26 protein-coding genes are annotated in these 26,767 nt (G+C 70.8%); 18 read left to right on the forward strand and 8 right to left on the reverse strand.

All coding sequences use genetic code 11. The annotated features are described in order from the left end of the window. Positions 1–26 precede the first annotated feature (26 nt). Positions 27–362 (reverse strand): hypothetical protein, encoded by a 336-nt coding sequence (locus tag KZ829_RS36480; RefSeq protein WP_220148390.1) that lies wholly within the window; start codon positions 360–362, stop codon positions 27–29. 131 nt (positions 363–493) lie between these two features. Here KZ829_RS36480 and KZ829_RS36485 point away from each other — a divergent pair, with 131 nt between their 5' ends. After that, positions 494–943: a hypothetical protein gene (locus KZ829_RS36485; protein WP_220148391.1), complete on the forward strand. Its 450-nt coding sequence runs from the start codon at positions 494–496 to the stop codon at positions 941–943. Between the two features lie 36 nt (positions 944–979). Here KZ829_RS36485 and KZ829_RS36490 read toward each other — a convergent pair whose 3' ends face one another. After that, positions 980–1,579 (reverse strand): hypothetical protein, encoded by a 600-nt coding sequence (locus KZ829_RS36490; protein ID WP_220148392.1) that lies wholly within the window; start codon positions 1,577–1,579, stop codon positions 980–982. Between the two features lie 408 nt (positions 1,580–1,987). Between KZ829_RS36490 and KZ829_RS36495 the strand changes: the two genes are divergently transcribed. From KZ829_RS36495 to KZ829_RS36505, 3 genes are all read left to right on the forward strand, one after another. Next, complete coding sequence (locus tag KZ829_RS36495) at positions 1,988–2,515, forward strand: DUF3592 domain-containing protein (protein ID WP_220148393.1); 528 nt, start codon at positions 1,988–1,990, stop codon at positions 2,513–2,515. 112 nt (positions 2,516–2,627) lie between these two features. Then, complete coding sequence (locus tag KZ829_RS36500; RefSeq protein ID WP_220148394.1) at positions 2,628–3,767, forward strand: hypothetical protein; 1,140 nt, start codon at positions 2,628–2,630, stop codon at positions 3,765–3,767. A 58-nt stretch (positions 3,768–3,825) separates the two neighbouring features. Next, a complete protein-coding gene (locus tag KZ829_RS36505) occupies positions 3,826–4,431 on the forward strand; it encodes a hypothetical protein (RefSeq protein ID WP_220148395.1) in 606 nt (201 codons plus the stop codon). Between the two features lie 346 nt (positions 4,432–4,777). Here the strand turns inward: KZ829_RS36505 and KZ829_RS36510 are convergent, their stop codons facing one another. Then, positions 4,778–5,929, reverse strand: coding sequence for a polysaccharide deacetylase family protein (locus tag KZ829_RS36510; RefSeq protein ID WP_220148396.1), 1,152 nt, complete (start codon positions 5,927–5,929; stop codon positions 4,778–4,780). A gap of 7 nt (positions 5,930–5,936) precedes the next feature. On the opposite strand from KZ829_RS36510, the gene KZ829_RS36515 reads away from it, so the two are divergent. Then, positions 5,937–6,431, forward strand: coding sequence for a hypothetical protein (locus KZ829_RS36515; RefSeq protein WP_220148397.1), 495 nt, complete (start codon positions 5,937–5,939; stop codon positions 6,429–6,431). A gap of 104 nt (positions 6,432–6,535) precedes the next feature. Here KZ829_RS36515 and KZ829_RS36520 read toward each other — a convergent pair whose 3' ends face one another. Continuing rightward, positions 6,536–7,054, reverse strand: a complete 519-nt coding sequence (locus KZ829_RS36520) for a hypothetical protein (protein WP_220148398.1) — start codon at positions 7,052–7,054, stop codon at positions 6,536–6,538. A 73-nt stretch (positions 7,055–7,127) separates the two neighbouring features. On the opposite strand from KZ829_RS36520, the gene KZ829_RS36525 reads away from it, so the two are divergent. From KZ829_RS36525 to KZ829_RS36570, 10 genes are all read left to right on the forward strand, one after another. Beyond that, on the forward strand, positions 7,128–7,559 hold the full coding sequence (locus KZ829_RS36525; protein ID WP_220148399.1) for a PPOX class F420-dependent oxidoreductase: 432 nt from the start codon (positions 7,128–7,130) through the stop codon (positions 7,557–7,559). A gap of 20 nt (positions 7,560–7,579) precedes the next feature. Then, positions 7,580–8,455, forward strand: a complete 876-nt coding sequence (locus KZ829_RS36530) for a DUF6929 family protein (RefSeq protein ID WP_220148400.1) — start codon at positions 7,580–7,582, stop codon at positions 8,453–8,455. Positions 8,456–8,635: 180 nt separating this feature from the next. After that, positions 8,636–9,409 (forward strand): slipin family protein, encoded by a 774-nt coding sequence (locus KZ829_RS36535; RefSeq protein ID WP_220148401.1) that lies wholly within the window; start codon positions 8,636–8,638, stop codon positions 9,407–9,409. A 74-nt stretch (positions 9,410–9,483) separates the two neighbouring features. Further along, positions 9,484–10,032: a hypothetical protein gene (locus tag KZ829_RS36540; RefSeq protein WP_220148402.1), complete on the forward strand. Its 549-nt coding sequence runs from the start codon at positions 9,484–9,486 to the stop codon at positions 10,030–10,032. Then, positions 10,029–10,709 carry a PIG-L deacetylase family protein gene (locus tag KZ829_RS36545; RefSeq protein WP_308285817.1) on the forward strand — a complete coding sequence of 227 codons (681 nt, stop codon included), beginning with the start codon at positions 10,029–10,031 and terminating at the stop codon, positions 10,707–10,709. The genes KZ829_RS36540 and KZ829_RS36545 overlap by 4 nt, the downstream gene beginning before the upstream one ends. Beyond that, positions 10,706–12,037 carry a glycosyltransferase family 2 protein gene (locus KZ829_RS36550; RefSeq protein ID WP_220148404.1) on the forward strand — a complete coding sequence of 444 codons (1,332 nt, stop codon included), beginning with the start codon at positions 10,706–10,708 and terminating at the stop codon, positions 12,035–12,037. Before KZ829_RS36545 ends, KZ829_RS36550 begins: the two co-directional genes overlap by 4 nt. Further along, entirely contained in the window at positions 12,034–14,172 is a 2,139-nt protein-coding gene (locus KZ829_RS36555; RefSeq protein ID WP_220148405.1) for an ATP-grasp domain-containing protein, read from the forward strand. The genes KZ829_RS36550 and KZ829_RS36555 overlap by 4 nt, the downstream gene beginning before the upstream one ends. Then, the gene (gene wecB / locus KZ829_RS36560; protein ID WP_220148406.1) at positions 14,172–15,317 is read left to right on the forward strand and encodes a non-hydrolyzing UDP-N-acetylglucosamine 2-epimerase; all 1,146 of its coding nucleotides are present in this window, start codon (positions 14,172–14,174) and stop codon (positions 15,315–15,317) included. The genes KZ829_RS36555 and wecB overlap by 1 nt, the downstream gene beginning before the upstream one ends. Then, on the forward strand, positions 15,314–16,009 hold the full coding sequence (locus KZ829_RS36565) for an HAD family hydrolase (RefSeq protein ID WP_220148407.1): 696 nt from the start codon (positions 15,314–15,316) through the stop codon (positions 16,007–16,009). The genes wecB and KZ829_RS36565 overlap by 4 nt, the downstream gene beginning before the upstream one ends. A gap of 83 nt (positions 16,010–16,092) precedes the next feature. Beyond that, complete coding sequence (locus tag KZ829_RS36570) at positions 16,093–18,687, forward strand: hypothetical protein (protein ID WP_220148408.1); 2,595 nt, start codon at positions 16,093–16,095, stop codon at positions 18,685–18,687. Positions 18,688–18,731: 44 nt separating this feature from the next. Here the strand turns inward: KZ829_RS36570 and KZ829_RS36575 are convergent, their stop codons facing one another. After that, positions 18,732–19,916, reverse strand: coding sequence for a cytochrome P450 (locus KZ829_RS36575; RefSeq protein WP_220148409.1), 1,185 nt, complete (start codon positions 19,914–19,916; stop codon positions 18,732–18,734). A 171-nt stretch (positions 19,917–20,087) separates the two neighbouring features. Between KZ829_RS36575 and KZ829_RS36580 the strand changes: the two genes are divergently transcribed. Next, on the forward strand, positions 20,088–21,194 hold the full coding sequence (locus KZ829_RS36580; RefSeq protein ID WP_220148410.1) for a GDSL-type esterase/lipase family protein: 1,107 nt from the start codon (positions 20,088–20,090) through the stop codon (positions 21,192–21,194). Between the two features lie 47 nt (positions 21,195–21,241). Here KZ829_RS36580 and KZ829_RS36585 read toward each other — a convergent pair whose 3' ends face one another. The 3 genes from KZ829_RS36585 to KZ829_RS36595 all read right to left on the reverse strand — a co-directional run bounded on the left by KZ829_RS36585 (position 21,242) and on the right by KZ829_RS36595 (position 25,339). Then, positions 21,242–24,067 carry an ATP-binding protein gene (locus KZ829_RS36585; RefSeq protein WP_220148411.1) on the reverse strand — a complete coding sequence of 942 codons (2,826 nt, stop codon included), beginning with the start codon at positions 24,065–24,067 and terminating at the stop codon, positions 21,242–21,244. A 182-nt stretch (positions 24,068–24,249) separates the two neighbouring features. Further along, positions 24,250–24,522: a hypothetical protein gene (locus tag KZ829_RS36590; protein WP_220148412.1), complete on the reverse strand. Its 273-nt coding sequence runs from the start codon at positions 24,520–24,522 to the stop codon at positions 24,250–24,252. 13 nt (positions 24,523–24,535) lie between these two features. After that, positions 24,536–25,339: a PaaX family transcriptional regulator gene (locus KZ829_RS36595; RefSeq protein WP_220148413.1), complete on the reverse strand. Its 804-nt coding sequence runs from the start codon at positions 25,337–25,339 to the stop codon at positions 24,536–24,538. Positions 25,340–25,429: 90 nt separating this feature from the next. On the opposite strand from KZ829_RS36595, the gene KZ829_RS36600 reads away from it, so the two are divergent. Further along, entirely contained in the window at positions 25,430–26,593 is a 1,164-nt protein-coding gene (locus KZ829_RS36600) for an ABC transporter substrate-binding protein (protein ID WP_220148414.1), read from the forward strand. Positions 26,594–26,649: 56 nt separating this feature from the next. Beyond that, on the forward strand, positions 26,650–26,767 hold a 118-nt coding region (locus KZ829_RS44265), incomplete at its 3' end, for an ATP-binding cassette domain-containing protein (protein ID WP_308285818.1).

Genomic DNA, 26,767 nt, shown 5'->3' on the forward strand with positions numbered 1-26,767 from the left:
AGAACCGACCAAAGTCGATGAGGACGTCAACCGACGTACATATAGCTGTAGAGCAACGCGAACAACCCCACCGCCGGAAGCAGGCTCAGCGCCCATCCCGAAGCCGCCGCGATCTTCGCTCCCCGGAACCGGTACAGCATCGCCCCCAGGAACAACGCCAGAAGAACCGCCCAGGTCAGGGCAGTCCCGATGACCGAACCCGTCCCGTTGTCGCTGAGCCCCTCCATCCACGCCACCTCGGCCCCCGCGGCCAGATAGAAGAACGGAATCGCCCCCGCGATCACCCACAACGTCCTGCCGAACACCGATGCCGTAACCCGCGAACCCCGTTCTTCCCCGATCATGGCGACATTCTCACCCATCACTTCAACCCCCATTTCCGGTACGGCTACCCGAACCCGCCGTACCAGACCCGCAAGCCGCTGCCCACTCCCGCCTTTGCCGCGCCCGCCGGGCTCAGCTGCCCACTCACCCGTACATATACGATTCGCCGATGTCGTCCATCGCCTCGCTGTACATCGTGAAGATCGGTGCTCTGCCGGCAATCGTCGGCGCCGCGGGTCAGGAACGCAGCTGGGAGGCGATCCAGCAGTCCGGCAGGGAACCCGGCGAGGAATATGGCTGGTCCGGCTACGTCATGATGAACATCCTGGACAATCTGGACGGCCTGAACGTGACTCTGGAGAACCCCGATCTCCATGAAGCGGCCCGGGCGATCAGCGCGGACTTCGGCCACACCACGCTGATCACCGGCAACGCCAGAGAATTCCTCGACCGGCTCGACCCGGCCGCCTACGAAATCGATGACCTGCTCGACGGCCCCATCGACCTGCAACTCGACGACGAGGAATCCCGCAGCGCGATGGAGGACACGCTGTCGCTGTTGCGGGCGGCCATCACGAGCCTATCCGGCGACGAGGTGCTCCTGATCGCCATCGGCTGACCTCTGCCCCGTAGTGGTGGGCCGCGTCGCCCGAACTCAGGCGGGCCCGGCGACCTCCAAGTCGACGAGAAAGCCCCGGGCCTGCCACTGCTCTGCGGGAAGCTGGTCGCGGGCCAACCGGAAGTACTCCTCGGGACTCATGATCCGCATGGTGCCGGGCTCGGGTTCCCCGTCGTCCGGCATGGGTTCGCCGAAGGACGGTTCGTCGCGCAGGCGGGTGGGGCAGGCATCGGGAACGTCGGTCAGGCGCACGCCCCCGGGCCGGCGGATCCACTCGCTGGTGCCGCGATCATGCAGGTCGTGCACAACGCGGACCCGCCGGACGATGCCCACCGTGACGGGCAGATCATCGATGATCCTCAGGAAGGCGTCGAAGCCCAGGCATCCGTCGAGCGTGACGTCACCCGCCCGATGATCACCCTCCCGAACCGCGCGCAGACCGCCGGCCCCGATGAGCTGAGCCCAGGGCTGTCCGTCGAAACCGAGCAGCGTGCCGGCCCGCACGACGGTCTGCTGCAGCACCAGGTCCTCGGGGAGATCCGGGGCGTCGAGCCATCTGAGGCGGGTCGAGACCCGTTCGCCCAGTGACCATGTGGTGTCGCGCGGAGCAGAGTCGAGCAGGACCGGCCAGAGCATCGACCCATCGTTTCACTGACGGCGGGGACATCCGCATTCGCATGCGGCTCCGGCCGTTCACGCAGTCCTGGACGATCAAGATCTGCGAGCCGTTCGGGAAACCGTCACCGAACGATTCCGTCCGGCCGAGCAAGCGCGAGATTGGCTTGAACTGCGGAAACAGGTTCAAAGAATTCCACTTACGGCGAAAGCCTCCGGCGGCGGCACTGGCTGACCTCGATCGGCCTCCCCCGGCGCTTTCAGGTCGCTCGCCCGCCGGCACGTGACGCCTTGAGCGCCGTTCACCAGCGACTACGAATCAGGGGAAGGGCTTGCCGAATCGCCGCATTCTCCGCGGCGTCGGAGAGGACCGGATTCGCCCCGTGCTCGGCAGCCCAGCCATTCGCGATCGTGCTCTACAGTCACGCCATGATCGGTGAGTCGACCTGGTGGCACTACGTTGTGACAGCCCTTTTCGTGGGCGTCCCGGCCCTGGTGGGCGCCGCTTTGATCGTCGCCGCGACGAGGCGCTGGACCAGGTTGAGCAGCCTCACCGCCTCAGGCCGGCAGACGACCGCCCGCGTGGTCGACAACCAGTTGGAATCCTGGTCGGACGGCCGAACCAGTTTCCGGCCGGTGGTCACGTTCCAAACCGATTCGGGCCAAGAGGTGACGACAGCACTCGCCGACCTGGACGGGTTCCGATCCCACATCATCGGCACCGAAGTCCCCGTCGTCTACGACCCCCAAAAGCCTTCCGACGCGACACCGGCGCACAAAAGCGGCGGACGGCTCGTCACTACGGTGGTGGTCGGCGTGCTCTTCCTGGCGTTCGCCATATGCGCGTACCCGGTGGTCAGCGCGGTACTGGATGGGTTCGGCGACTTCGGCAGCTCCGTCGATTCGGTCGACGTCTCAGACCCCGACTTCGACTTCGGCGACCTGGAGACACCGTAGTACCGGCAATGACCTGATGGCAGTCAATGGCCTGGGGTGCATGCTTGGTCATTGCCCGAACGTATACGGTGCGCCGTCACTAATTTCTAACATCGGGGTTCATTATTTCTGAATGTCGATGAAAAAGGATGGCATGATCATCCGCTTACACTTCGCGATCGGAGTGCGAAAGAATTCGTTCATGAGGCAGGGATCGCTGTTCAGCAGGGCGCACATCGCGGAGATGCGCAACCCCGCGAAAGCGCGTAACCATTCTCCCGAGCGCGAGGAATTCCGTCGCGCGCAACAACGGCGTCGCGTTTTCGGTCTTGAGCGCCGCCACGCCGAAAAGCTCCGCCGCCTCCGTCGCGACGTCGCCGCCGCACCGGCGCCGACCAACCCAGGCCACCCCGCCGCGCCCGCCGTGCCTGCCGTGCCGTCCGCCGCGCCCGCCGTGCCGTCCGCTGTGCCCACCGTGCCGCCGGTCGTTGCCGCTCCGCGGGACACGGCCTGCCGCACGGTGTGCACCGAACAACCGGAGACTGCCCGCCGCAACCGAGTCCCTCCGCACGACCGTAATAACGCCGCCCAGGTCGCCCAGGTCGCCCAGGTCGCCCACGCCGCCCAGACCGCCCGCGCCCAAGACGCCGTACCCCGCGAGCCCGCCGACGCGCCCGACAGTGATTCCGTCTGCACAGGTCAGGCAACCGGACGCGGCATCGCCGCCACGCCGGCCGGTGGGGTCGGTTCCCCGGCTTCACCGGCGCGGCGCCATCGAAATCCGCGACACCGGGTCCGCGGCCTGCAACGGCGATGCTGTGCCCTACCGGAGTCCCGCCCCCACCACGGCTCGCCGGCTGCTGACAGCCCTGAGCCGCAAACCGGCAACTCGATGCCGGGCGCGGCCATCGAAGCCGCCCGACGACCCACTGTTCGAGGTGGCATCGTCACGAATGAGCCCGACCAGCACCCGATCACGGGCTCAGTAGCGCCGCGGGCTCCGCCGCTGTCGCATTCACCTCAGCCCAACCACGGAAAAGAACGGAAGAACCACCGAATACAACCGGTATCCGACCAGCTCTTCAACGGACCCGCAAAACCGGGAGATGTTCGAAAGAAATCGCTCGCCACCCGGCTCGTGGGTGACTGGCGCTCCGCGACGTTGTGCGCACACATCGGCACGACAAAACGCGGTTGGAACACTCGGCCACGGCTCGTGACGGCGGCGCCGGCCGGAGGCAGATCGACGGCCGAGACAGATCTGAGCTGGTAAGGCATCATTGCCGGGCCGCACTCCAGAGCGGCACAGTGGGAAGGCACGAATGCTATCGATGCGTGAGAAGGCCGCTGCGACGACGACCGGCACTCAGCCATGGCAACCGTGGCGAGGGCTGGCCGTGCTGGTCGCCGCCGCGCTCGTTCTCCTCGCCGCCGTCGTGTGGTGGGGGCACCCTCGACTCGGCGCCGGCGGTCTCGTCGGTCTAGGGAACGGCATGACCTGGGCGAACGACGGGGTAATGGACACCCGGATGCTGGTCCGGGGGAGACCGGTCGACACCGTCACCGCGACCTTCAGCATCCGCAACGACGGCCGTCTGCCTTTCACGGTGCGTGGACTGGACCTCGCCGACGGTACCTGGTTCGACCGGCAGCAGGTCACGTTCCTGCCCGGGCTCGACGCCGAGGACGGGAACGCGACACCGGCCCGCGAGGTGACGCTGAGCGCCGGGGACGCGGCAAGGGTCTTCTGGTCGCTCGACATGGCCTGCCAGGCGGCGATGCCGGAAGGCGGTACCCGGGAGATCACCACCCTGCCGTTCGAGGTCAGCTGGTGGGGCTTCACCACCACCCGTGAACTGGCCCTGAACCGGCCGATCACCTTCGTCGGCGACGACATCGGCCGCCCACCGGCCCCGAGCGGCTGCCGCACCGACTGACGAACACCGTCGCTCAGTGATGGCGAGCCGCCTGGCCGGCGCGATGAACCCATCGGGTGGCGCCGTGCCCAGCCGGGGCCGCCGTACCGCCGGGCGGTGACTTGAACAGCCGGGGCCGCCGTACCGCCATGCGGCGACTTGAACAGCCGCGGCCGTCGCATGGCCGGGCGGTGACTTGAACAGCCGGGGCCGCCGCACCGCCGGGCGGTGACTTGAACAGCCGGGGCCGCCGTACCGCCGGGCGGTGACCTGAACAGCCGGGGCCGCCGTACCGCCGGGCGGTGACCTGAACAGCCGCGAGACCGCGGGTTTGTCAGAGCCGGTCCCAGGCCGGGCGCGTCGACCGTCACATGAGGGCGACGAACTTCAGGCCCTTGGCCTGGAGGGCCGGGATGACGGTCTTCAGGGAGGCCAGCGTCTGGGAGCGGTCGCCGCCGCCGTCGTGGCAGAGCAGGATCTGGCCGGGTTTGGCGGCGAGTAGACGCTTGGTGATGTGGGCGACGCCGGGGCGGGCCCAGTCGCGTGGGTCGGTGGTCCAGTCCATCGGGATCACGCCGCTCTTGGAGACCGACTCTGCCAGCCCGTTGGACCAGGCGCCGCCGGGGGAGCGGAACAGGTTCGGGGCGACCCCGGTGGTGCTGTAGATCTTGTCTTGAGCCCGGTGGATCTCCTTGAGCATCACGTGCGGCGGCAGCTTGGCCAGCTTGAGCGGGTGGCTCCAGGTGTGGTTGGCGATCAGGTGGCCGTCGGCGGCGACGTCACGGGCAGTGGGCTCGTGGCCGAGGACCTGGTTGCCGATCATGCAGAACAGGGCCGGGACGTGGTGCTTCTCCAGCAGGCGCAGGATCTGGGGCGTCCAGACCGGGTGCGGCCCGTCGTCGATGGTGAGCGCGATGGCGTCGGTGGGGAACGGATCGCCCGGGACCAGCTTGCGGAAGTCCTTCAGCGTGTGCACCGGAACCTTGATGACCGGGGTCGTGGGCTTGGGCGTGGTGGGCGCCGGGGTCGGGCTCTGCGAGGGGGCGGGCTCGCTGACGACCAGGTTGGGAGTTTTGGCCGCTTCCGGCTCGCCGCGTCCGGCCAGGGCGGCGACCGTGCCACCGATCAGGGCGGCGCCGGCGGCGGCCGGGATCGCCCAGAGCAGGCGGCGGCGGGCGACAGGCTTCGACGTCGGGGGTACGACGGTAGGGGCCGCCGGCGCGGTCGGCAGGGCGATCGTCGGCTCGGCGGGCGGCGGGGCGACGGTCGGCGCGGACCGAGGGGCCGGCACGGACGGCAGGGCGACCGTCGAATCCGACGTGGGCTGGAGCGCCGGGATCGGCAGGGCGACCGTCGAATCCGACGTGGGCGAGGACTCCCGGCTGACCGGCAGCGCTACCGTCGATTCCGGCGAGAGCCGGGGCTTGGGCAGCGCGATCGTCGGCTCGGCCCCGACGGAGATCACCGTGGTCGGATCGGACTCCTCCGCCGTGGACGCGGCGGCTGTTGCCGCGGCCATCTCCTGCATGGAGAGGGCGACGGTCTCCTCGGCGGTCTCAGCCGTTGCTGTGGCCTTCTCCTCTGTTGAGAGGGAGACCGTCTTCTCGGCCTTGTCCTCTGTTGAGAGGGAGACCGTCTTCTCGGCCTTCTCCTCTGTTGAGAGGGAGACCGTTGCCTCGGCGACCTCCGCCGTTGAGGGCGAGGCCGCCGACGAGGTCACCGTCGGCTCGGACCCATTTTCCACCGGGACGGAACCCGCGGCCGGGGAGACCGCCGACAGATCAGCCGTCGCTTCGGACCCCGCCGAGGACGACGAGCCGTCCGGCAATGCGACCGTCGGCTCACCCTCACCGGAGTCGCCGGGTTCGTTCAAGGCGACCGTGGGTTCAGCCGACTCGGGTTCCGCGGGCGTGCTGTCCTGGGGCGCGGGGGTGGGCCTATCGGTGTTCATCGGTGGGATTGTCGCGCCCACGGTCAAATCGGTCTTCATCTGTGTCCCGCCTGTGAACCACCCGAAATGACCGGCCCGCGGCCGCCCAACCTGCGACAGGAGCAATAGGTGATCATGTGGTCACCGCCCGGCGGGAGGGTCGGCCGAGAAAGTGGCGTCCACCACATCCCGCGATCAGCGGATGCGAATGTCCTGGCGCGAGCGGGTCGGGGTGGTGAGTTGGACCAGGTCGTCGCGGTGCAGGGGCGGCTCGGCCAGGAACAGATCCGTGGGGGTGAGGCCGGGCAGATAGGCGACGTTGAGGACCCATTTCTGGTAGCGCCAGTCGCTGTCCTCCTCCCACAGCCGGAAGTTGAGGCGCCAGCGGCCCCACGTGCCCGGCGGCAGTTCGAGGACGACACGCTCGGGACGGCGTGGGAAGACCATGACGCACTGGCACCACACGTCGGTGGCACCGGTGACCGTGAGGCGGCCGTCCGGGGAGCGGGCCAGGCGCACACCGGCCCGTGCGGGAACGATGTCGCCGACCGTCGCCGCCGGCGTGAAATCGTTCTGCTCGTACGCCGTCACCTGGTGGAACACGGCACCCGGCGGGAGCGGGAAAGCCTCCGGGACGGCGTTGCGGCGAACCGCGCCCGGCGCGCCCCGGGAGCGTTTGGTCCACTCGGTGAGGACGCGCTGCACGACGATCACCCGGCCACCGTGGCGGAACGGACGGCCGTGCGGCAACCGGAATACCGTCGTGTCACGGGGACTTGGCAGGTTCATGAGCGCTGACCAGTTCGATCCTCGTGAGTTGCTTGCCGCCGCCCGGCTCGGTGTGCTGGCGACGATCAAGGCCAACGGCCTGCCGCAGTTGTCGCCGGTGACGCCCTACTACGACCGGGACGCCGACACGATCTACGTGTCCATCGTCGAAGGGCGGGCCAAGACCGCCAACCTGCGCCGTGATCCACGGGCCGTCCTCGAGGTGACCAGTGCGGACGGCTGGTCCTGGGCGACCGCCGAGGGGCCGGTGACGCTCACCGGGCCGGGCGCCGATCCGTACGGGCCGGAGGTCGAGGCCCTGGTCGGCTACTACCGCAGTGCGGCCGGCGAGCACCCGGACTGGGAGGAGTACCGGCAGGCCATGGTCTCCGACCGGCGCGTGCTGATGGCCCTCCGGGTGAACCGCGTCTACGGCGCGAAACTTCGCTGAACAGTGGCAGGATCAGGGTCGTGCGACTGGAGATCGAGGACAGCGCGACCCTGACCTTCGACGACGGCTCACCGGTGCGGTCCGCGTCGGCGATCGCGCCGTTCGGCGACGGCTGGCTGGTGGTGCAGGACGACGCCACCCACGCCGCCTGGTGGCGACCGGATTCGATCACCCCGGTCCGCGTCATCGACCCGATCGACGGGCTGGACGAGTTCAGCGAGGCGGCCGGCACCAAACACTTGAAACCGGACTTCGAGGCGGCCTGTGCCCTGGCCGGCGGGCAGGTGCTGCTGCTCGGCTCCGGCTCCTCGCCGAACCGGATGCGCGCCTCCCTGGTCGGCTCGTCCGGCTACACGGTCGCCGACCTGCGGCCGGTCTACCTCGCGGTCGCCGCCGCCCTCGGCCTCACCGAGGAGCAGCTCAACCTGGAGGGGGCCTGCCTGGTGGGGGACCGGTTGCGGTGGTTCCAGCGCGGCAACCTGACGGCCGGCGCGCCGAGCGCCTCCGCCGACGTGGACGCGGTCGCACTGCTCGCCGCGGTCCGCGGTGAGGCCCCGCCCGACCTGGTCCGGGTCGGCGAGGTCCGGGTGCACGACCTCGGCGACGTCGACGGTGTGGCTTTGGCGGTGACTGACGCGGTCAGCCTGCCGGACGGGCGGGTGCTGGTCAGCGCCGCCGCCGAGGACACGCCGAACGCGGTCGACGACGGCCCGGTCCTCGCTTCCGGGCTGGCCCTGCTCGACGGCGGTTTCGTGGAGATCCCCGGCGCCGAGAAGGTGGAGGGGCTGACGATCCGGGAGGTCACCGGCGACGGCGTACGCCTCCATGCGGTGGTCGACGCCGACGACCACGAGGCGCCGTCACGGCGGCTGGCGATGCGGCTGATATTGCGTTGAACGTACCGCCGGGGGTTTGCCATGCTCGGTGCGGCCCCGGCGGCTTCAGAAGAAAGCGCCTAAGCAGCGTGCGCACTGGCGATGAAACCACGCTTGTTCGCTGCCATCCTCCGCGACCGATCCTTCACATCGGAACCGCTACGGGGCCACCCTTTCTCGTAGAAGTACAGAGGTGTGCCCATGTCCAGTGAGGTGATCATTCGTAGCGGTTTCCGTGGCCTGCGCTACGTCGACGGCCGGTTCGACCAGGTTCTCGATCCCGGCCGGTACGACGTGCCGGTCAGCCGGTTCGGCCGCCGGGTGCCGAAGGTCGAGATCCTCATCGTCGACCTGCGCGAGCGTGAGCTCAACATCAAGGGCCAGGAGATCCTGACCGTCGACAAGGTCGCGGTCCGCGTCAACATCATCACCCACTTCCGGGTCGTCGACCCGGTCGCCGCCGTGGAGCGGGTCGCCGACTACGGCGACCGCGTCTACAGCGACGTCCAGCTCGCCGCCCGGCGTTCGCTGGCGTCCATGACGCTCGAGGGCATCCTCACCAACCGCAACCAGCTCAGCGAGGACATCCTGCGCGACGTCGAGGGCGTCTCGGCCGGCTACGGCGTCGAGATCATCCGCGCCGACGTGAAGGACCTGATCTTCCCGGGCAACCTTCAGGACGTCATGAACCGGGTGCTGACCGCCCAGCGGCTCGCCGAGGCACAGATGATCGAGGCGCGCACCAAGGCGGACCGGGAGCGGCTCGCCGCCGAGGCCGATGCCGAGGCGAAGCGGATCCGCGCCGACGCCGAGGTCGACGCGCTGCGCCGGCTCGCCGACGCGGCCCAGGCGTACGCCGAGCATCCGGCCCTGCTGCGGCTGCGCGAGCTGGAGACGCTCGGCGCGCTCGGCGCCAACGCGGCGGCCCGTCTGTACATCGGCTTCGACAAGCACAGTGATCAACTGAACGACTAGACCTCCTCAAGCCGGTGACGGCGCGACCGATCTGACACGTCGCGCCATCACTCGGACCCCGGAGGTCATCTGTCATGCGTCTCGTACCACCCCTGCTACGCCGGCCCCGGGCCGCGCTGGCGGCCGGCGCCGTCGCCCTGGTCGCGGCCGTCGTGGCGGCACTGCTGTTCAACGGCGGCCCGGCCGCGGCCACCTGGAAGACCCTGTCCGGCACCCCGACCTGCGACTGTGTCGTCAAGGACAGCGGCTCCGGGAAGTACCGGGCGGTCTTCGGCTACGTCAGCAACGCCTCCGCCAACGGCACCATCGCGGCCGGCGACAACAACAGGCTCGCGCTGGACGGCGGCACCACGTCCACCGACGCCAAGGTCACCACCGTCTTCCAGCCGGGCACCCACAAGGCGTCCTTCACCACCGGCTGGGTCACCAAGGAGACCAGCGTCACCTGGAAGGTCGGTGGCAAGGAGGTCACCGCCAACTGGAAGCGCCCCACCTGCGGCAACGACGTCAGCCTGCCCGCCGGCGGCAACGGCTTCGGCCCGATCCTGGCGTTCCTGGCGGCCGGTGTCGTCGCCGGCGCGGTGACGGTGTGGCGCAAGCGCCGGGGGGCCCGGGTCTCGTGACGCGCAGCGTGCTGGCGGTCGGGGCGCACCCCGACGACATCGAGCTCGGCTGCGGCGGAGCCCTGGCGGCCCACCGGGCCGCCGGGGACGCGGTGACGATGCTGGTGGTCACCGGTGGCCAGAGCGGCCCCGGCGCCACGGCCGGCCGGCGCGCCGAGGCGGAGGCCGCCGCGTGCAGCCTCGACTGCCTGCTCATCTGGGGGAACCTGGTGGACTGCGCGGTCAACGCCGACGCCGCCACCATCGCCCTCGTCGAACGGGCCCTGGAGCAGACCAGGGCCGACGTCGTCTACGTGCACGCGCCCGACGACTCGCACCAGGATCACCGGGCGGTCGCCGCGGCCACCGTCTCGGCGGCCCGGCACATCCGCCGGGTGCTGCACTACCGCAGCCCGTCCACCACGAGGTTCGAGCCGTCGGTGTACGTCGACATCGCCGCCCACCTGGACCGCAAGCTCGACGCCCTGTCGTGTCACCGCAGCCAGGTGGAGAGCTCCGCGATGGTCGACCCCGAGGTGGTGGCCGCGTCGGCCCGCCACTTCGGGGCGCAGGCCCGCGTACGGTACGCCGAGGCGTTCGTACCCGGCCGTTTCGTCTGGGATCTGGCCCCGCTGCCGGTCCTCCCCGACGACCTGGTGGGGGCCGGCGACTACCTGATGACCAGGGCAGCGGCATGACCGGGCGGGGGCGCCGCCGGGCGGTGTCCCCGCACCACCGCCTCGGGCTGCTCGCCCACCTCGCCGTCTTCGCGGTCACCGTCGCGGTCCTCGGGCTGGACTCCACGCTCGGCTGGATCGCGACCGTACTCAACGTGGTCTTTCTGCTGTTCTTCTTCCGGCACCTCGGGTTCGCGGTCGCCGCGGCCCGCTGGACCGAACGCGACCTGGACGCCCCGCTGGTCGGCGCCGAGTCGTTCACCCCGCCGGTGGCCGTGCTGGTCGCCTGCAAGGACGAGGAACTCGTCGTCGACGGCATGGTCGCGGCCATGCTGGCGCTCGACTACCCGCATTCGGCGCTGACCGTCGTGGTCGTCGACGACGCCTCCACCGACGGCACCGGCGCCCGCCTGGACGCGCTCGCGGCCGCCGACCCGCGGCTGCGCGTGCTGCACCGGCGGCCCGGCGCGGGCGGCGGCAAGTCGGGTGCGCTCAACGACGCCCTCGCCCTCGTCGACGGCGCCCAGATCGCGGTCGTCTTCGACGCCGACCACCAGCCCGAACCGGACGTGCTGCGCAGGCTGGTCCGCCACTTCCGCGACCCCAGGGTCGGGGCCGTCATGGGCCGGTGCGTGGTGCGCAACGGCGTCGAGTCGTCGCTGGCCTCCACCATCTTCATCGACTACCTGTCCGGCTACCTGGTCAACGAGTACGGCCGGCAGGCGCTCTTCGAACTCCCGGCGTACGGCGGGGCGAACTGTGCCGTGCGGACCGACCTGATCCGGGCGCTCGGCGGCTGGAACCCGCACACCGTCACCGAGGACACCGACCTCACCCTGCGGCTGCTGCTCGACGGATGGCGGGTCCGCTACGACCCGTCGGCGGTCGACTTCGAGGAGGCGGTGCTGTCCTCGCGGCGGTTCTGGAAGCAGCGCTACCGGTGGGCGCGCGGCCATCAGAAGTGCCTGCGCGACTACTGGCGGCCGATCCTCACGACCCGCCACCTGTCGCCGATGGAGAAGCTCGAGACGATGCTTTTCCTCTGGGTCTACCACGTACCGGTGCTGTGTGGTCTTGGTCTTCTCCTCATCGTCCTGCGCGCCCTCGGGATCGGCGGCCAGTCGGCGGTCTCCATGGTGTCGCTGTCGGCGCTGCTCTTCGCCGGCCCGTTCACCGAGCTGGCGGTCGGGCTGGTGCTGGGCCGGGTGGAACGGAGGGCGGTGTGGATGCTGATCGGGTTCATCCCGGCGTTCGGGATGTCCATCCTGACCGCCACCAAGGCCTACCTCGACGGCATGTGGGGCACCCTATACACCTGGTCGAAGACGGCCCGGTCGGGTGTGACATGAGCCGTGTCGAGGAGCGTCTCAACCGGACGCTCGCCCGGCGGGAACACCGCTGGAAGCCCGCCGCCACACCGCTGCGCCGCCGGCTCGTGCTGCTCGAGATGATCGGCGCGGTGGTCGGCTGCGTGGGCGGCTACCTGCTCTTCATCGACCCGGTACGCCGCTTCGAGGTCACCCTGGCCTCCCGGATCATCGACCTGCTCGGCGTCGACCGGGTCTCCGGCGCGCTCGGCGACGGCTTCATCGTCTTCGGCCCGAACCTGGAACCTGTCGTCGCCGAGATGACCGGATCCTGCTCGATCCTGAGCAGTGTGCTGGCCCTGGCCGCGCTGGCCGTGGTCGCCCTCCGGCAGCGCCCGCAGGCCCTTCCCGGCTTCCTGGCGGCCGCCGTCTTCGTCCTCGCCGCCAACCAGGTCCGGCTGCTCGGCTCCCTGCTGGCCGGCCGCTACTTCGCCGTCGACGCGCTGGTCTTCTTCCACGACTGGATCGGCGCGGTCCTCAACTTCGCCTACACCCTGATCGGACTCCTCATCATGATCGGACTGACGATGTACGACGCCCAGCGCGCCGAACAGGACCGCACCGGCCGCCACACCGCCGACCGTCCGGCCGCCTGGGCCCGCCCGGGGCTCGGCCACCGGGTGCCCGTCGAGGACACCCGGGAGCCCGGTGTGCGGATCGCCGCCGTGGTCCACCGGCGGATCCTGCCCAAGGCGGTGTCGCGCCGCCTGGCCCGCCGCCGCGAGCAGCGCCGCATCGACTACCGGGTCGGCCACGAGACCCCGGCCCGCCGCGCCGAGATCATCCGCGAGCTGGCCGGCAGGGGCCTCGGCGTGCACACCGCCACCCTGCTGGCGGTCGCCTCGTACGAAACGGATCCTCTGGTCCTGGACACCCTGGCCGGTGTGGTCGCCGCCCGCCAGTGGGAGCCGGTCGCCGGCGGCGACGTCATCGCGCTGCGCCTGTGGGCCCGCGCCTGGCTGATGCGCGCGCCCGGGCAGCGGTCCATCGCCGAGACCGGCCGCCTCGTCGCCGTCACCGGAGCGGGCGGCCCGGCCGGTGTCGCCGTCGTCAAGGCCCTCCAGGCGGCCGGCGACCACGTGCTCGCCCTGGACGCCAACCCCGACGCGGCCGGGCTGCGCCTGGCCGGCCGCAGCGCCGTACTGCCCTGCGCCGGCCACCCCGGCTACGCGGAGGCCCTGCTCGCCGTCCTCGACGAGCACCGGCCGGCCGCGCTGATCTGCACGGTCGCCGAGGAGTACGCCGCCCTCGCCCCGCTCACCCCCGCCATGGACGAGCTGGGCGTGAGGACCTGGCTGCCCGACCCGGCCGCCGCGGAACGCTGCATCGACAAGATCGCCTTCGCGAGGACCATGCACGCCGCCGGTGTGCCGCACCCGGCGACCGCCTGGACCCCGGCCACCCTCGGCCTCGTCCCCGGCCCCTGGATCGTCAAGCCGTCCCGCGGCCGCGGCAGCCGCGACGTGGTCAAGGTCGACGACCCGGCCGATCTCGGCCGCGCCTTCGCCTCGGTGCCCGGCGCCGTCGTGCAGACCCGCGTCACCGGCCGCGAATTCACCGCGGACGCCCTGGCCGGGCCGGACGGCACGCTGCTCGCCTGCGTACCGCGCTGGCGTGACGAGACCCGCGGCGGCGTCTCCGTGCGCGGCACCACGTTCGCCTCGGTCGCGGTCACCGAGATCGTCGCCGCCACCCTGCGCGTGGTCGGGCACACCGGGCCCGCCAACGTGCAGGGTTTCGTCGCCGACTCCGGGGACGTCACCGTCGTCGAGGTGAACCCGCGCTTCTCCGGCGGCCTGCCGCTCACCCTCGCGGCCGGCGCCGACGTCGTCGGCACCTACCTGACCGGGATCCTCGACCCGTCGGCGCCGCTGCCCACGCTCGGCTTCCGGCCCGGCGTGCGGATGGCCCGCCACTTCGCCGAGGTCTACTACACGGCCGACGGCACGCCGGTCGCCGACCCGCTCGACCCGGTCACCTGCTCGGTTCCCGGCTTCGGAGCGGCCAGGCCGATCGCCCACTCACCCTCCGGCCCGGCGTCCCTTCGAACCCCTTCCCCAGTACGCGCGGAGCACGCTCCCGCGATCGGCCAGGGCATGTTCGTGGCGGTGGGTTGATGAGGACGCGTCACGTGCTGGTGCCCTTCGGCACCCGGCCCGAGGTCATCAAGCTCGCCCCGGTCGTGCACGCCCTGCGCGCCGCCGGGCACCGGGTCACCGCGGTCGACACCGGCCAGCACCAGGACGCCGTGATGAGCGGCGACATCCAGCGCACTCTCGGCCTCGCCCCGGACCTGCGCCTGGCGAAACCGAACGACCTCGGCGCCCTGGTCACCGCGGCCGCCGCGGTGCTCCCCGATCGGGGCGCCGACCTGGTGCTGGCGCTCGGTGACACGCACACCGTGCCCGCCTACGCCCTGGCCGCCCGTGGGGCCGGCATCCCGTTCGCACACCTCGAAGCCGGCCTGCGCAGCTTCAACCCGCGCAGCCTCGAAGAGGTCAACCGCCGGGTCGCGGCGGCCACCGCCCAGCTCCACTTCGCACCCACCGACCGGGCCGCCGCGTTTCTGCGCGCCGAGGGCGTACCCGTCGAAAGGATCTTCGTGGTCGGCAACCCGGTGATCGACACGCTGCGCGAGAAGGGCGTCCGGCCGGTGCCGCCCGCCGACCGCACCGGAGTGCTGGTCACCGCCCACCGCGCGTCCAACGTCGACGACCCGGCCCGGCTGGCCCGCCTCGTCGACGTCGTAGCCCGCCTCGCCGCGATCGGCCCGGTCCGCTTCCCGATCCACCCGCGCACCCGCGCCCGCCTGCACGAACACGGCCTGGCCGGCCGCCTGGCCGCGCTACCCGGCGTGACCTGCGAGGATCCGCTGCCCTATGACGGCCTGCTGACCGCCCTGGCCCATGCCCGGGTGGTGGTCACCGATTCCGGCGGCCTCCAGGAGGAGGCGGCCTACCTGGGCGTGCCCGTCGTGGTGCTGCGCCGCTCCACCCCACGCTGGGAAGGCGTCGAGGCCGGAACCGCCGTCCTCACCGGACTCACCAGCGACGACGAGGCCGACCGTGCGGTAGCCGCCGCCCACCACCTGAGCACCCCGGCCGAGCTGTCCCGGGTGGCCGCCCTGCCCTGCCCGTACGGTGACGGCCACACCGGCGCCCGGGTCGCCGCCCTGCTGGCCGACCCGGCCCTCGACCCGCTGCTCACCCTCGACGAACCCGACCACACCGACGGCACTCTCCCCTGGAAGCCGGCGTCATGACCTTCTTCGAGAAGCCCCCGCTGGCCGTCGTCGTCGACCTCGACGACACCCTCTACCCACAGTCCACCTACCTGTACGGGGCATCCCGCGCGGTGGGCCGGGCCGGCGCCGCCGCCGGCCTCGACCAGGTCCGCCTCAGCCGTGCGGTCCGCCGCCAGCTCGTCGCGGGTTCGGACCGGGGCGGCACCATCGACCGTGCCCTGGCCGCCTACGGCATCGGCCCCGACCTGGCCGCCGAACTGATCCCCACGCTGGTCGCGGCATTCACCACCTACCGCCCCCGCCGCCTGCCGAGCTACCCCGGCGCCCGGGACGCGCTGGCCGCGATCAGCGCCCGCTACCCGGTAGCCTGCCTCACCGACGGCAACCCGGCGATCCAGCGCGCCAAACTCGCCGCCACCGGCCTGGCGGACGCTTTCGCCACCATCGTCATCACCGACGAGCTGGGCGGCCGCACGCTGCGCAAACCTCACCCCGAGGGCCTGCGCCAGGTGGCCGAGACGCTCGGCGTACACCCCTCGGACCTGGTCGTGATCGGTGACCGCCCCGGCAAGGACATGGCCGTGGCCGCGGCCCTGGGCGCCCGCTCCATCCGGGTCCGGACCGGCGAATACGCCGACGCCCCCGACGCGCCTCCCGCCACCGCCTGCGTCCCCGACCTGACCGCCGCGGCCGCACTCCTCGGCGCCTGAGAAGCGCTTTCCATGAGCAAGATCATCGATGCTAAAATCCGTCGCCCCCGCTCGCCGAGAGCCGGGGGTATCGGGGAGTAATCATGCATCGCACTGTCCGGGCGTTGCTGTCCGCGGCCGTCGCCGCGCTGAGCGCCACCACCGTCCTCGTCGGACTTCCGGCCGCCCCCGCGCAGGCCGCGAACTACGGCCAACTGCCCTTGAGCGCCTGGTCCTACACCGACCGGGCGCAACCGACCACACCGAACCCGAACCCGGCCGGCGACTTCCTCATCGGTAGCAGCGATGAGCACACCGGCCGCGCCTACTTCACCTTCGACCTGGCTCCGCTCAAGGGACAGGTCCTGCACCGGGTCACCTTCTACACCAGCGAGCGGACGGTGAACGACTGCTCCCGGGTCGCGCCCATCGAGGTGTGGCGCACCAGGCAGGTCACCGAGACGACGACCTGGCAGCACCCGCCGAAGGAGCTGGAGCTGCTCGCCGAGCGCTCCTATGGCAAGGGCGTCATCTGCCCCGGGGCGTACCTCGGGATCGACATGATCCCCGCGATCCAGGCGGCCTTCGCCCGGGGCGAGAAGAAGCTCACCATCGAGGTGCGCATCAACGCCACCGCTGAGGGCGACACCGGTGTCGGCCGGACGATGACCCAGGCCCGGATGAGCTACGCCGCCAACCACGCGCCCAGGGTCAGCGGGCTCAAGCTGAAATACCCGGACGCGGGCTGCGGAAAGCCCGAGAAGCACCCGACGGCCGGCAACTGGATGCGGGTCCAGGCCACGGTCACCGACGCCGACCCCAACGACCACCCCCAGATCGTGTACGCGTACTGGCCGGTCAACCGCCCGGATCAGCGCAAGGAATCCTCGTCGCCGAGCCTGGACCTGAGCGGGCTCGAGGACGGCACCGTCGTCGCCTGGACGGCACAGGGCCGTGACTACGACGACGCCGGACCGTGGGGACGGACCTGCTACTTCACCGTCGACACCGTCGCGCCGGCGACCAGCCCGGTGGTGTCGTCGAAGAAGTACCCCAGCGAGGACTACCCCGGCACCGGAGGTCCGGGCGTGCCCGGCACCTTCGTGTTCGACGCGGCGGGCGATGTCGACACCGTCGGCTTCGACTGGACCCTGATGGACAACAGCCTCCTCCAGAGCGTCACCCCGAACCACCCCGGTGGCCGGGCCAAGATCACCGTTACACCCGGTACGTGGGGCCCGGGGCGTCTCCAGGTCGCCGCCCGTGACGCGGCCGGCAACCGGGGACCGTGGGTCCAGTACCGGTACCAGGTCCGCAACACCGCCCCGTTCGCCGAGATCGAGATGAACGGCGTCGGCCTGACCAGCCACATCACGCTCACCTCCCAGGCCGCCGAGGTCACCGGTTTCGGGTACGCCGTGGACGGCGGCCCGGAGACCCGGGTGCCCGCGGTCGACCGTCAGGGCAAGGGCGACCTGGTGTTCACCGGCACCGGCTACCGGACCGTGCTGTCGCGCGCCTACGCGGGCAACCGGATGATCGGCTCGAACAGCGTCCAGCTTCACGTCACCGACGCCCCGAAGGTCACCTCCGCCGAGTTCGACTGGCCGAACGACCCGGTCGAGGGCGTCGCCGGATCGTTCACCTTCACCCCGCGGACCACCAACGTCGTGTCGTACCTGTACGGGTTCGGCGACGGCACGCAGCACAGCGTCGACGCCGGCGCGGACGGCACGGCCGCGCTGACGTGGACACCACAGAAGAGCGGCTACTTCACCATCACCGTGTACTCGGTGGACGCGGCGGGAAACCGGTCACAGGCCGCCCAGGAGTCGTTCTCCGTCATCAGCGCGCGGCCCACGGTGAGCGTCAACGCGATCGGCGCCCACGTCGGTGACCCGATCAGTGTGATGGCCTGGTCCAACCGCCCGGACGCGGCCGGCATCGTGTACAGCTTCGACGGCGGGCCGCAGCAGACGGTCGACAGCTCCTACGCGAATTTCGACGTGGTGGGGACACATTCCGGGGACAGCGTCCTCAAGGTGTGGGTGAAGCTGACCGACGGCACGCTGTCGCCGCCGACCGAGGAGATCATCCACCTCGCCGACTCTCCGAAGGTCACCGCGCAGGGGCCGTTCGGCACGGACGCCGTGATGGGGCGGCCGGTGTCGTTCACCTTCACCGCGGCCCAGGAGGGCGCGACCATCTTCCGGTACACGGTCGGCGGCGTCCAGCAGACCGTCCCGGCCGGGCCGGACGGCACGGCGACCGTCACGTACGAGGTGCCCGACGGCTGGGGTGACGTCACGGTCGCAGTGGCCAGCGTGACCGCCGACGGCACGGTTTCGGACACCAGCACCTTCTCGATGCCGCTGCGCAACCCGAACGTGGAGGTCTTCAACCCGTGGCCGACCGACCTGCCGCCGGGCGAGGCCATGGGCGGAGTCGGCATTCCTGGCCAGTTCGGCTTCTACGCCTGGGATCTCAGCGAGGTGACCACGAAGTTCCTGTGGTCGGTCGACGACGGCCCGGTCCAGGAGGTGTTGTACGACCCGTGGGCGTGGGAGACCGTGGCGTCGTACACCCCCGAGCGCGCCGGTGACCACACGCTGCACGTGCAGCGCGAGTTCACCGACGGCTCCCGGTCGCCGCTGGTCGCCGTGCCGTTCAGGGTCGGGAACGAGGTGGCCCCCGCGTGATCGGCGCGGCGGCGGCCCGGTCCTCGAGGACCGGGCCGCCGCCGTCAGGCGACCGCGAACCGTAGCGGCAGCCGGTCCGGCCCCTGGGTGCCGATCGGGGGCCGCCAGCTCACCTCACCGGCGACGACCGGTGGCCCGAAACGGCGGGTCAGGACCGGGAGCGCCTCCCGCAACTGGGCGTGGGCCAGCGCCGACCCCAGGCAGTAGTGCGGACCGGCGCCGAACTGGAGCAGCGGCGCCTCGCGGGCGGCCGTGATGTCGAAGGACCGTCCGCCGGGATAGGCGCGCGGGTCCCGCTGCGCGGTCGGTACGGCGATGGTCATGAAGGTCCCCGTGGTGACCGGCAGCCCGTGGAAGGTGAAGTCCTCGGTGGCGCGGCGGAACACGCTCGCCGCCGACGGCCGCCATCGCATCGTCTCGATGACGGCGCGGTCGGCCAGTTCGGGCCGGTCGCGCAGCAGCGTCCACTGTCCGGGGTGGTCGGTGAAGCAGACCATCGCGTTGGAGAACTGGTGGCTCGTGTTGTCGTGGGCGCCGAAGACCAGGGTGACCAGCAGGTTGCGCAGCTCCTCCCGGGTGACCGTCGCGTCGACCTGCCAGGCGGCGACCATGTGCGAGATCAGGTCGTCGGCCGGCTGCTTCGACCTCTCGTCGATCAGGGTGTCGATGTAGCCGCTCAGCCCCACCACGGCCCGTTCCACGCGTGCCGCCGTGTCCCCGCCGGCGGCCAGGGCGAAGATCAGGCCGATGTCGCTGGACCAGGTGCTGAACAGGTCATGGTCGGCGGCGGGCACACCGAGCAGTTCGCTCATCACCGCCAGCGGCAGCCGATCGGCGAAGGCCCCGGCGAATTCGGTCTCACCGGCCTCGGCGATCTCGTCGGCCAGCGCCTCGGCCGTCGCCCGGATGAACGGCCGCAGCCCGTCGATGGTGCGGGGTGTGAAGGCCCGGCCGACGATTCCACGCAGCCGGCGGTGGTCGGCGCCGTCGTGGTTGACGACCATCGGCACCCACCAGTCGTAGATCGGCCCGGAGGTGATGCCGTCCCGCCGCAGAAAGCCGTCGCCGCCGTGGTCGAGGCGCCGGTCCCGGAGGATCTCCTGCGCCTCCGCGTGGCGCAGCACGATCGGCCCGAGTGGACTGTCGGCATACCAGCCGGCGTCCTGTGCGGCCAGCACCTCCGGTGCGGCGAAGTCGAACGCCGGATCGACGACATTGAGGAACGGCATGCGGGACCCCCTCGGCCGGTCAGACAGACGTCACCGAGTGTGCCCCGACGGTCACCAAGAGCGGAAGCTCTGGGCCGGGCCAGGACCACCAGCGGATCACCAGTGGATCACCAGCGGCATCCGGATGCTCTTTCTCGAACGACAACGGGTTCCACGAGAGGAAGCATCCAGATGGAACGCAACAAGATCCGCCGTCTGTTCGGCATCGGTCTGGCCGCGACGACCCTCCTGCTGGGCGCGGAGCTCGCGATCACGCAACCGTCCTACGCAGCTCCCTGTGGGGACTTGAGCAACTGCGACGACCCCGTCGAGGATCCGATACCCGTACCGGTCAAACCGTCGCGGCCCGGCGGGTACGAGCCGCTGTACGTCGCGCTAGGCGACTCCTTCGGCTCGGGTGAGGGCGCCCCGGACGCCATGCTGCCGTGGGTCAACGACAAGTGCCACCGGTCCGCGCTGTCGGCGCCGCTGCGTACCGCCAAGCGGCTCGCGCAGAACAACAAGTACGCCGGCAACATCCTCTACAGCAGCTTCGCGTGCAGCGGGGCGACGCTGGACTGGGCGATGGGGCTCAACGGAGAGAAGGACGGCGGCATCCTGACCGGGCAGAAGTCCACGGGCATGCCGTCGCAGATCTCCCAGGTCAACACGAGGTACGGCAGCCGCAAGATCGACGCGATGAGCATCTCGATCGGCGGCAACGACCTGAGCTACGCCGACATCCTGATCGACTGCTCGGTCGGCAACTGCGTGCCGTGGGACAGCAAGACCCGCAAGATGTTCGAATGGGACACCCCGCGGCTCAAGATCGGTCTCAGCTCCCTGATCACGGCGATCCAGGGCGACGAGAACGGCCGGTACCGGAGTCTGCAGGGCAACGTGAGCACCGTGTACCTGACGGCGTACCCGGACCTGTTCAACAACTCCAACGGCGTCGCCTGCAACAGCACCGGCGGCCTCTTCGTCGAAGGGTTCACGGCGGCGGAGAACGAGGTGATGCGCGGGTATCTCGCCCAGCTCAACACCATGCTCGCCCAGGCGGTCGCCGACGCGAACGCCCGGCGGACCGTCGGCCACAAGCCGGTCTGGAAGCTCATCGCGCCGCCGGACTTCACCCGCAACGGCTACTGCGCCACCTCGAACCGGTACATCAACACCACCGGCGACAGCGTGTGGATCCAGCAGGACCACAAGGGGACGATGCACCCGAACGCCGCGGGGCACCTGGCGTGGAGCAACCAGCTGTACAACTCGCTGAGCTGGATCGCCACCAGCTGATCATCGAGATACGCGAAGGGGACGGGCCACGGGGGCCGTCCCCTTCGTCAGATCAACCCCGTTCCCGGTACGAGGAGAGCGATCTGCTGGTGCGACAGCGCACGGCCCCGGGCCGTGGCCACGTCGTCGAGCCGCCCGGTCATCTCACCGATATAGCGGCCGACGTCAACCGGATCCATCAGGGCCGGCGAGTAGCCGATCAGCTCACCCTGGTGCAGGGCGGCGGCCAGCAACTCGGCGGCGTGCTCCGCCCGGCCCTGGCGGAATCGCACGTAGGCGAGCGTGGCCAGCATGACGATCCACGACGTGCGGTCCCCCTCGGCGTACATCCGCGTCAGCGTGTCGGCGAGCATCCGCTCGACCTCGGCGTCGAAGTGGCCCTGCGCCACCCGGCATTTGGCCAGCAGCCACGACGAGGAGCCATGACACCAGGCGTTCCCGGACCGTTCGGCCGCGTCGATGGAGGCGGTGAGCGCCACGGCCGCCCGGTCGAGGTCACCGGCGCGCAAGTGGGCGGTGCCGAGACTCATCAACGCCTCGGCCTCGGTCCGGGTCGCCCCGTTGTCCCGGGCCACCCGCACCGCGGCCCCGGCGTGCTGTTCCGCCTCGGCGACCTGACCGCCACCGGCCTCGAAGTACGCGAGCGTGGTGAGCGCCTCCCCGACCGCGACCGGGTCGTCGGCTCCGGTGGCCAGCCCGCCGAGGTGGGTCAGCGCCCAGCCGACCGAGGCGAGATCCCCGCCGAGGTAGCTGAGCACGGCCAGGCCGATGGTCGTGAAGATCCGCAGCCGTACCGGCGCCGCATCGACGTCATCGGCGGCGAGCCAGTGCTCGACCACCGGCCGTACGTATCGCAGCCCTTCGGTGATGTGCCCGGTCCGGTACCAGTACCAGTAGATGCCGGCACAGATCCGCAGACGGACGGCCGGGTCGTCACGACTGTGGTCGAGCGCGGCCCGGATGTTCGCGTGCTCGAGCGAGAGCCGGGCCATCCACTGTGCGCTGCGGGCGTCGCGCAGGGCGTCGACAGCCTCGTCGGCGAGTTCACCGACCCATGCCGCGTGCCGGTTGCGCAGCTCGGCGGTGCGCTCCTCGGTGCGCTGCCGTTCGGCGAACTGGCGCAGGGTCTCCAGGATCTGGTAGCGGCGGGGGTTGCCGCCGACGACGGTGACCATCGACTTGGCGGTCAGCGTGTCCAGATGCGCGACGACATCGGTGCTCCTGGTCACCATCATGGCCGCCCGCAGGTCGAAGCCGCCGGCGAAGACCGCGAGAGCGGTGAAGGACTCCTTCTCCGCGTCGGAGAGGAGATCCCAGGACCACTGTACGGTCGCGAGGATCGTGGCGTGCCTGCGGTTGCCGCGTGGCCCGCCGCGCAGCACCATGAACCGGTCGTGCGCGAGGGCGGCCAGCTGGTCGACGGACAGCACGGCGCACTGCGCGGCGGCGAGTTCGATGGCCAGTGGCAGATTGTCGAGGTCGGTGCAGAGCCGGGCCACCGCGTCGCGGGCGCCGTCGAGGACCGCGGCCCCGTCGGGGTCCACGGCCGCGGCCCGCTGCTCGAACAGCTCGACGGCCTCGCCCGCGGTGCCGGCCGACAGCGGCGGCACCTCGAACCGTCGCTCCCCTTCGACCTGGAGCACCTCCCGGCTGGTGGCCAGCACCCGTACGTCCGGGCACGTCCGCAGCAGCGTGGTGACGAACTCCGCGACGCCGTCGACGATCTGCTCGCAGTTGTCCAGGACGATCAGGGTGGTACGCCGGCGCAGCGCGTCGAGCAGCACGGCCGGGTTGCCGTTCGCGGCGATCGACAACGCGCCGGCGATGGTGTCGGCGACCAGGGTCGGATCGTGCAGGCCCGCCAACTCGACCAGCCACGGCCCGTCGTCGCCGCCGTGGCGACGCGCCGCCTCGACCGCCAGCCGGGTCTTGCCGATCCCGCCGGTGCCGGTCAGGGTGACCAGCCGGTGCTCCTCGATCAGCTTGGCGAGCAGGTCGAGTTCGTGGCCGCGCCCGGTCAGGGTGGACAGCGCGGCGGGCAGGTTTCCGGTGTGCGCCCCGGAGGCCGGTGTGGCGGCCGGCTCGATCCGCTCCGGCACCGCGAGCAGTCCCGGGTCCTGGCGGAGGATGGCGCTCTGGAGGGCTTCCAGTTCGGGTCCGGGGTCGGTGCCGAGTTCCTCGGCGAGAACGTCACGTGCCGAACGCAGCGCGGCCAGCGCGTCACCGATGCGACCGGCCCGGTAGAGCGCGGTGGCCTGCAGCGTCCAGGCATGCTCGCGCAGCGGATGTTCCCTGGTGAACACCCCCAGCCGGGCCGCCACCGAGACGTGATCACCCAGGGCGAGTTCCGCCTCCAGCCGTCCCTCTTCGGCGTCCACCCGCAGCTGCTCCAGGCGCATCGACTCGCCGTCGGCGAAGCCGCGGTCGGCGCAGTCGGCGTACGCCCGCCCGCGCCAGAGGGCCAGCGCCTGATCGAAGGCGTGGGCGGCCTCGGCCGGCCGGGCGGAGGCCAGCTCGCGGCGCCCCCGCTCGGACAGCGCGGTGAAGCGGTCGACGTCCACCGCGTCCGCGTCGAGGACCAGGCGGTATCCGGCGCCGCCGCGTAGCAGCACGCTCGGGCGCTGAGCCGCCCGCCCGGGTTCGAGCGCCCGGCGGAGAGCGGCGATGTGTCCTTGCAGGGTCACCTTCGCCGACCGGGGCGCACCGGAGGGCCAGACCGCGTCGATCAGCTCGTCATCGGTCACCGTCAGGCCGGCTGACATCACGAGTCTGCACAGCGCCGCCCGGGGGCCGGGGCCACCGATCGTCGCTTCGTCGCCGTTCACCGACACACTCGTCCGGCCGAGCACGCCGATGTCCAGTGGCCTTGTCAATCCCGGTCCCTTCCGCAGTAAAGGCAGGTCACCCTACTGGGGGCGCCCGGGAGTAGATCATTTGGGCCGGGCGTTGCCGCGGGTGGGTCCGGGACGCTCGGCCACGTACCGCGGTTGGCGGCGCTCAGGGCGTTCAGCCCCGTACCGATCCTCCGCGTGGCGCAGCACGAGCGGTCCCGGCCCTACCGGGTAGGCCGGAAGGCGCCTCCCATCAGCTGCGCGGGCGTGGCATCGGCCAGCCTGGGTGTCGGCACCGAGAACGGTCCGGAGCGGTTCGACCGAGTGGCTGCCTGCCGGTGGGCACCGACGACTCCGGCGATCATGCGCATCGCCGCGGTGGCGACCTCCTCCTCGCCGAAGAGGTCGTTGCCCAGGGTGCTCATCGCGGTGTGGATGTTCATGGCCACCTCGGTCGCGGTCGGGGCGGCCAGGTCCGACGTAGTTGTGGCGATCAATAGTGGACACCGCCTATTTGCGTACCGCTGAAGGGGTGAGATCGAGCAGGTCCGCGGCCAGGGCGCGCGCCGGGGAGAGGGAGGCGGCGTCGAGGTCGCGGAAGAGCTTCTGGGCGCGGACGGCGGGCCAGCCGGCCGGCAGGTGCTCGACCGGCAGGCGGGGGTCGCGGCGGATCGCGCCGAGCCATTCGGCGATCAGGCTGAGCCGCGCGGCCAGCGGGTCGGGGTACGGTGCGGGGCCCTCCCACCGGTCCAGGAACTCCTGGTAGCGGGCGGCCAGCCCGGCCAGGTCGTAGGCGTCGCTGACCATCTGCCCGATGTCGGTCAGGTCCGCGGCCCGGGCGTGGAAGACGCGGGCGTGGGCGGAGAGCCCCAGACCGTCCACGATGTCCTGGGCCGCGACGACTCCGGGCGCGATCCACAGCCCGCCCTGCAACGGCCCGAATCCGGACCATGCGAGCTGTGAGCGCAGGTCGTGGCGTTGCCGTTGCCAGGATTCGGGCAGGGAGAAGCAGAGCAGTGTCCACGTGCCGTCCCAGCGGTCGTTGACGGCGCCGGTCTCCCAGATGCGGGCCCGGCCGTCGCGCAGGATCTCGGCGGCGCGCGGGGTGAGACCGAAATACATCTTGCGGCCGTCGCGCTGCCGGCGCAGCAGGCCCCGGTTGACCATGCGGGTGAGTGTGGACCGGGTGGCGTGCGAGGAGATGCCGAGCCGGTCCAGCACGTCGATCACGCTGCCGGAGAAGACGCACACGTCCCGGTCCAGCACGAAATCGCCGAGCAGCATGAGCATCAGCGTCTGTGGATTCGACGGCATGGGCTAGATGTTAGGCACATTCTTGACGGCTGTGTAGAGAAAGCCTAACTTCGATGTCCTGTAACGCACCGGTAACCCGTGGAGGTCATCGTGCGCAGAATCGGATCCCTACTCCTGACACTCACCCTCGCCACCGCGGCCTGTGGCGGCGAAACCGGCGACGAGGGCAGCGACACGATCAAGGTCGGTCAGATCGTCTCGCTGACCGGCAACTACTCCCCGCTCGGCAGCGAGAACCAGAAATCCGTGGCCCTCGCGGTCGAGAAGATCAACGCGGCCGGCGGCATCGGTGGCCGGAAGATCGAACTCACCGTCCGCGACGACAAGAGCCTGCCCGACCAAGCCGTCCTCGCCTTCAACGAGCTCAAGGACGACTCCGACGCGATCATCGGCTCGCCGTTCAGCAACTCGGCGCTGGCCACCATCCCGCTCGTCGACCGCGAGAAGATCCCCTACATCTCGCTCACCCCGGCCGACGAACAGGTCAACCCCGTCCATCCGTACGTCTTCGTCGTCCCCGCCCTGTCCGGCACCTACGCCCAGGCCGCCCTGGAGTACTTCCAGACGCGGAAGCTCACGAAGATCGCCGTCGCCTACGACACCAAGAGCAGCTACGCGGTCGCCGGATTCAAAGGCCTTCAAGCAAAGGCCTCCCAGTACGGCGTTACGCTCGGCCCGATCGAGGAGTTCCAGACCACCGCCACCGAGTTCGGCGCCATCTTCACCCACGTGCGGTCGTCCGACGCCCAGGCCCTGATGCTGTGGGCCACCGGCGCGCCGGCCGTCGCCATCACCAAGCAGTACGCCGCCTCGGGCCTCACCATCCCCCTCGTCCTGACCGGCTCGCAGGCCAGCAAACTCTTCCTGGAACCGGCCGGCCCGGCCGCCGACGGCGCCACCATCGCCAGCAGCGTCGGCGTGGTCGGCGACCACCTCCCGGCCGGCGAACTGAAGACCGCCGTCGACGAGCTGACCAGCGCGTTCACCACCAAGTACGGCTACCCGCCGCCGCAGTTCGCGCAGGACGGCTACAGCGGCGTCAAACTGCTCGCGGCCGCCATCGAGAAGGCCGGCGGCACCGACCCGAAGAAGGTCCGCGACGCCCTCGAAGGCCTCACCCTCACCACCCCCAACGGCACCTACAAGTACTCGGCCACCGACCACTCCGGCCTGACCACCGAGTTCATCTCGATCAACACGATCGAGGCCGGTAGGTTCGTCCCCACCGACTTCTCCAAGGGACGATTCCGGTGAGACTGACCGTCGACGGGGTCTCCCGCGCGTTCGGCGGCGTCTACGCCGTCCGCGACGTGAGCCTCACGGTCGAACCGGGCGAGCTGCGCGCCGTCATCGGACCGAACGGCGCCGGAAAGTCGACGCTGTTCGCCCTGATCGGCGGCCAGCTCGCCCCCGACACCGGCAGCGTGG

The organism is Actinoplanes hulinensis (genome assembly GCF_019429605.1).
Lineage (GTDB): Bacteria > Actinomycetota > Actinomycetes > Mycobacteriales > Micromonosporaceae > Actinoplanes > Actinoplanes campanulatus.

Coding starts and splice junctions, on each gene's coding strand:
- KZ829_RS36485 (WP_220148391.1), top strand. CDS start 494: ATGTCGTCCATCGCCTCGCTGTACATCGTGAAGATCGGTGCTCTGCCG.
- KZ829_RS36510 (WP_220148396.1), bottom strand. CDS start 5,929: ATGGCCGCGGCAACAGCCGCCGCGTCCACGGCGGAGGAGTCCGATCCG.
- KZ829_RS36515 (WP_220148397.1), top strand. CDS start 5,937: ATGGAGAGGGCGACGGTCTCCTCGGCGGTCTCAGCCGTTGCTGTGGCC.
- wecB (WP_220148406.1), top strand. CDS start 14,172: ATGAGGACGCGTCACGTGCTGGTGCCCTTCGGCACCCGGCCCGAGGTC.
- KZ829_RS36505 (WP_220148395.1), top strand. CDS start 3,826: ATGCGTGAGAAGGCCGCTGCGACGACGACCGGCACTCAGCCATGGCAA.
- KZ829_RS36490 (WP_220148392.1), bottom strand. CDS start 1,579: ATGCTCTGGCCGGTCCTGCTCGACTCTGCTCCGCGCGACACCACATGG.
- KZ829_RS36480 (WP_220148390.1), bottom strand. CDS start 362: ATGGGTGAGAATGTCGCCATGATCGGGGAAGAACGGGGTTCGCGGGTT.
- KZ829_RS36500 (WP_220148394.1), top strand. CDS start 2,628: ATGTCGATGAAAAAGGATGGCATGATCATCCGCTTACACTTCGCGATC.
- KZ829_RS36540 (WP_220148402.1), top strand. CDS start 9,484: ATGCGTCTCGTACCACCCCTGCTACGCCGGCCCCGGGCCGCGCTGGCG.
- KZ829_RS36580 (WP_220148410.1), top strand. CDS start 20,088: ATGGAACGCAACAAGATCCGCCGTCTGTTCGGCATCGGTCTGGCCGCG.
- KZ829_RS36575 (WP_220148409.1), bottom strand. CDS start 19,916: ATGCCGTTCCTCAATGTCGTCGATCCGGCGTTCGACTTCGCCGCACCG.
- KZ829_RS36535 (WP_220148401.1), top strand. CDS start 8,636: ATGTCCAGTGAGGTGATCATTCGTAGCGGTTTCCGTGGCCTGCGCTAC.
- KZ829_RS36550 (WP_220148404.1), top strand. CDS start 10,706: ATGACCGGGCGGGGGCGCCGCCGGGCGGTGTCCCCGCACCACCGCCTC.
- KZ829_RS36595 (WP_220148413.1), bottom strand. CDS start 25,339: ATGCCGTCGAATCCACAGACGCTGATGCTCATGCTGCTCGGCGATTTC.
- KZ829_RS36555 (WP_220148405.1), top strand. CDS start 12,034: ATGAGCCGTGTCGAGGAGCGTCTCAACCGGACGCTCGCCCGGCGGGAA.
- KZ829_RS36570 (WP_220148408.1), top strand. CDS start 16,093: ATGCATCGCACTGTCCGGGCGTTGCTGTCCGCGGCCGTCGCCGCGCTG.
- KZ829_RS36565 (WP_220148407.1), top strand. CDS start 15,314: ATGACCTTCTTCGAGAAGCCCCCGCTGGCCGTCGTCGTCGACCTCGAC.
- KZ829_RS36495 (WP_220148393.1), top strand. CDS start 1,988: ATGATCGGTGAGTCGACCTGGTGGCACTACGTTGTGACAGCCCTTTTC.
- KZ829_RS36525 (WP_220148399.1), top strand. CDS start 7,128: ATGAGCGCTGACCAGTTCGATCCTCGTGAGTTGCTTGCCGCCGCCCGG.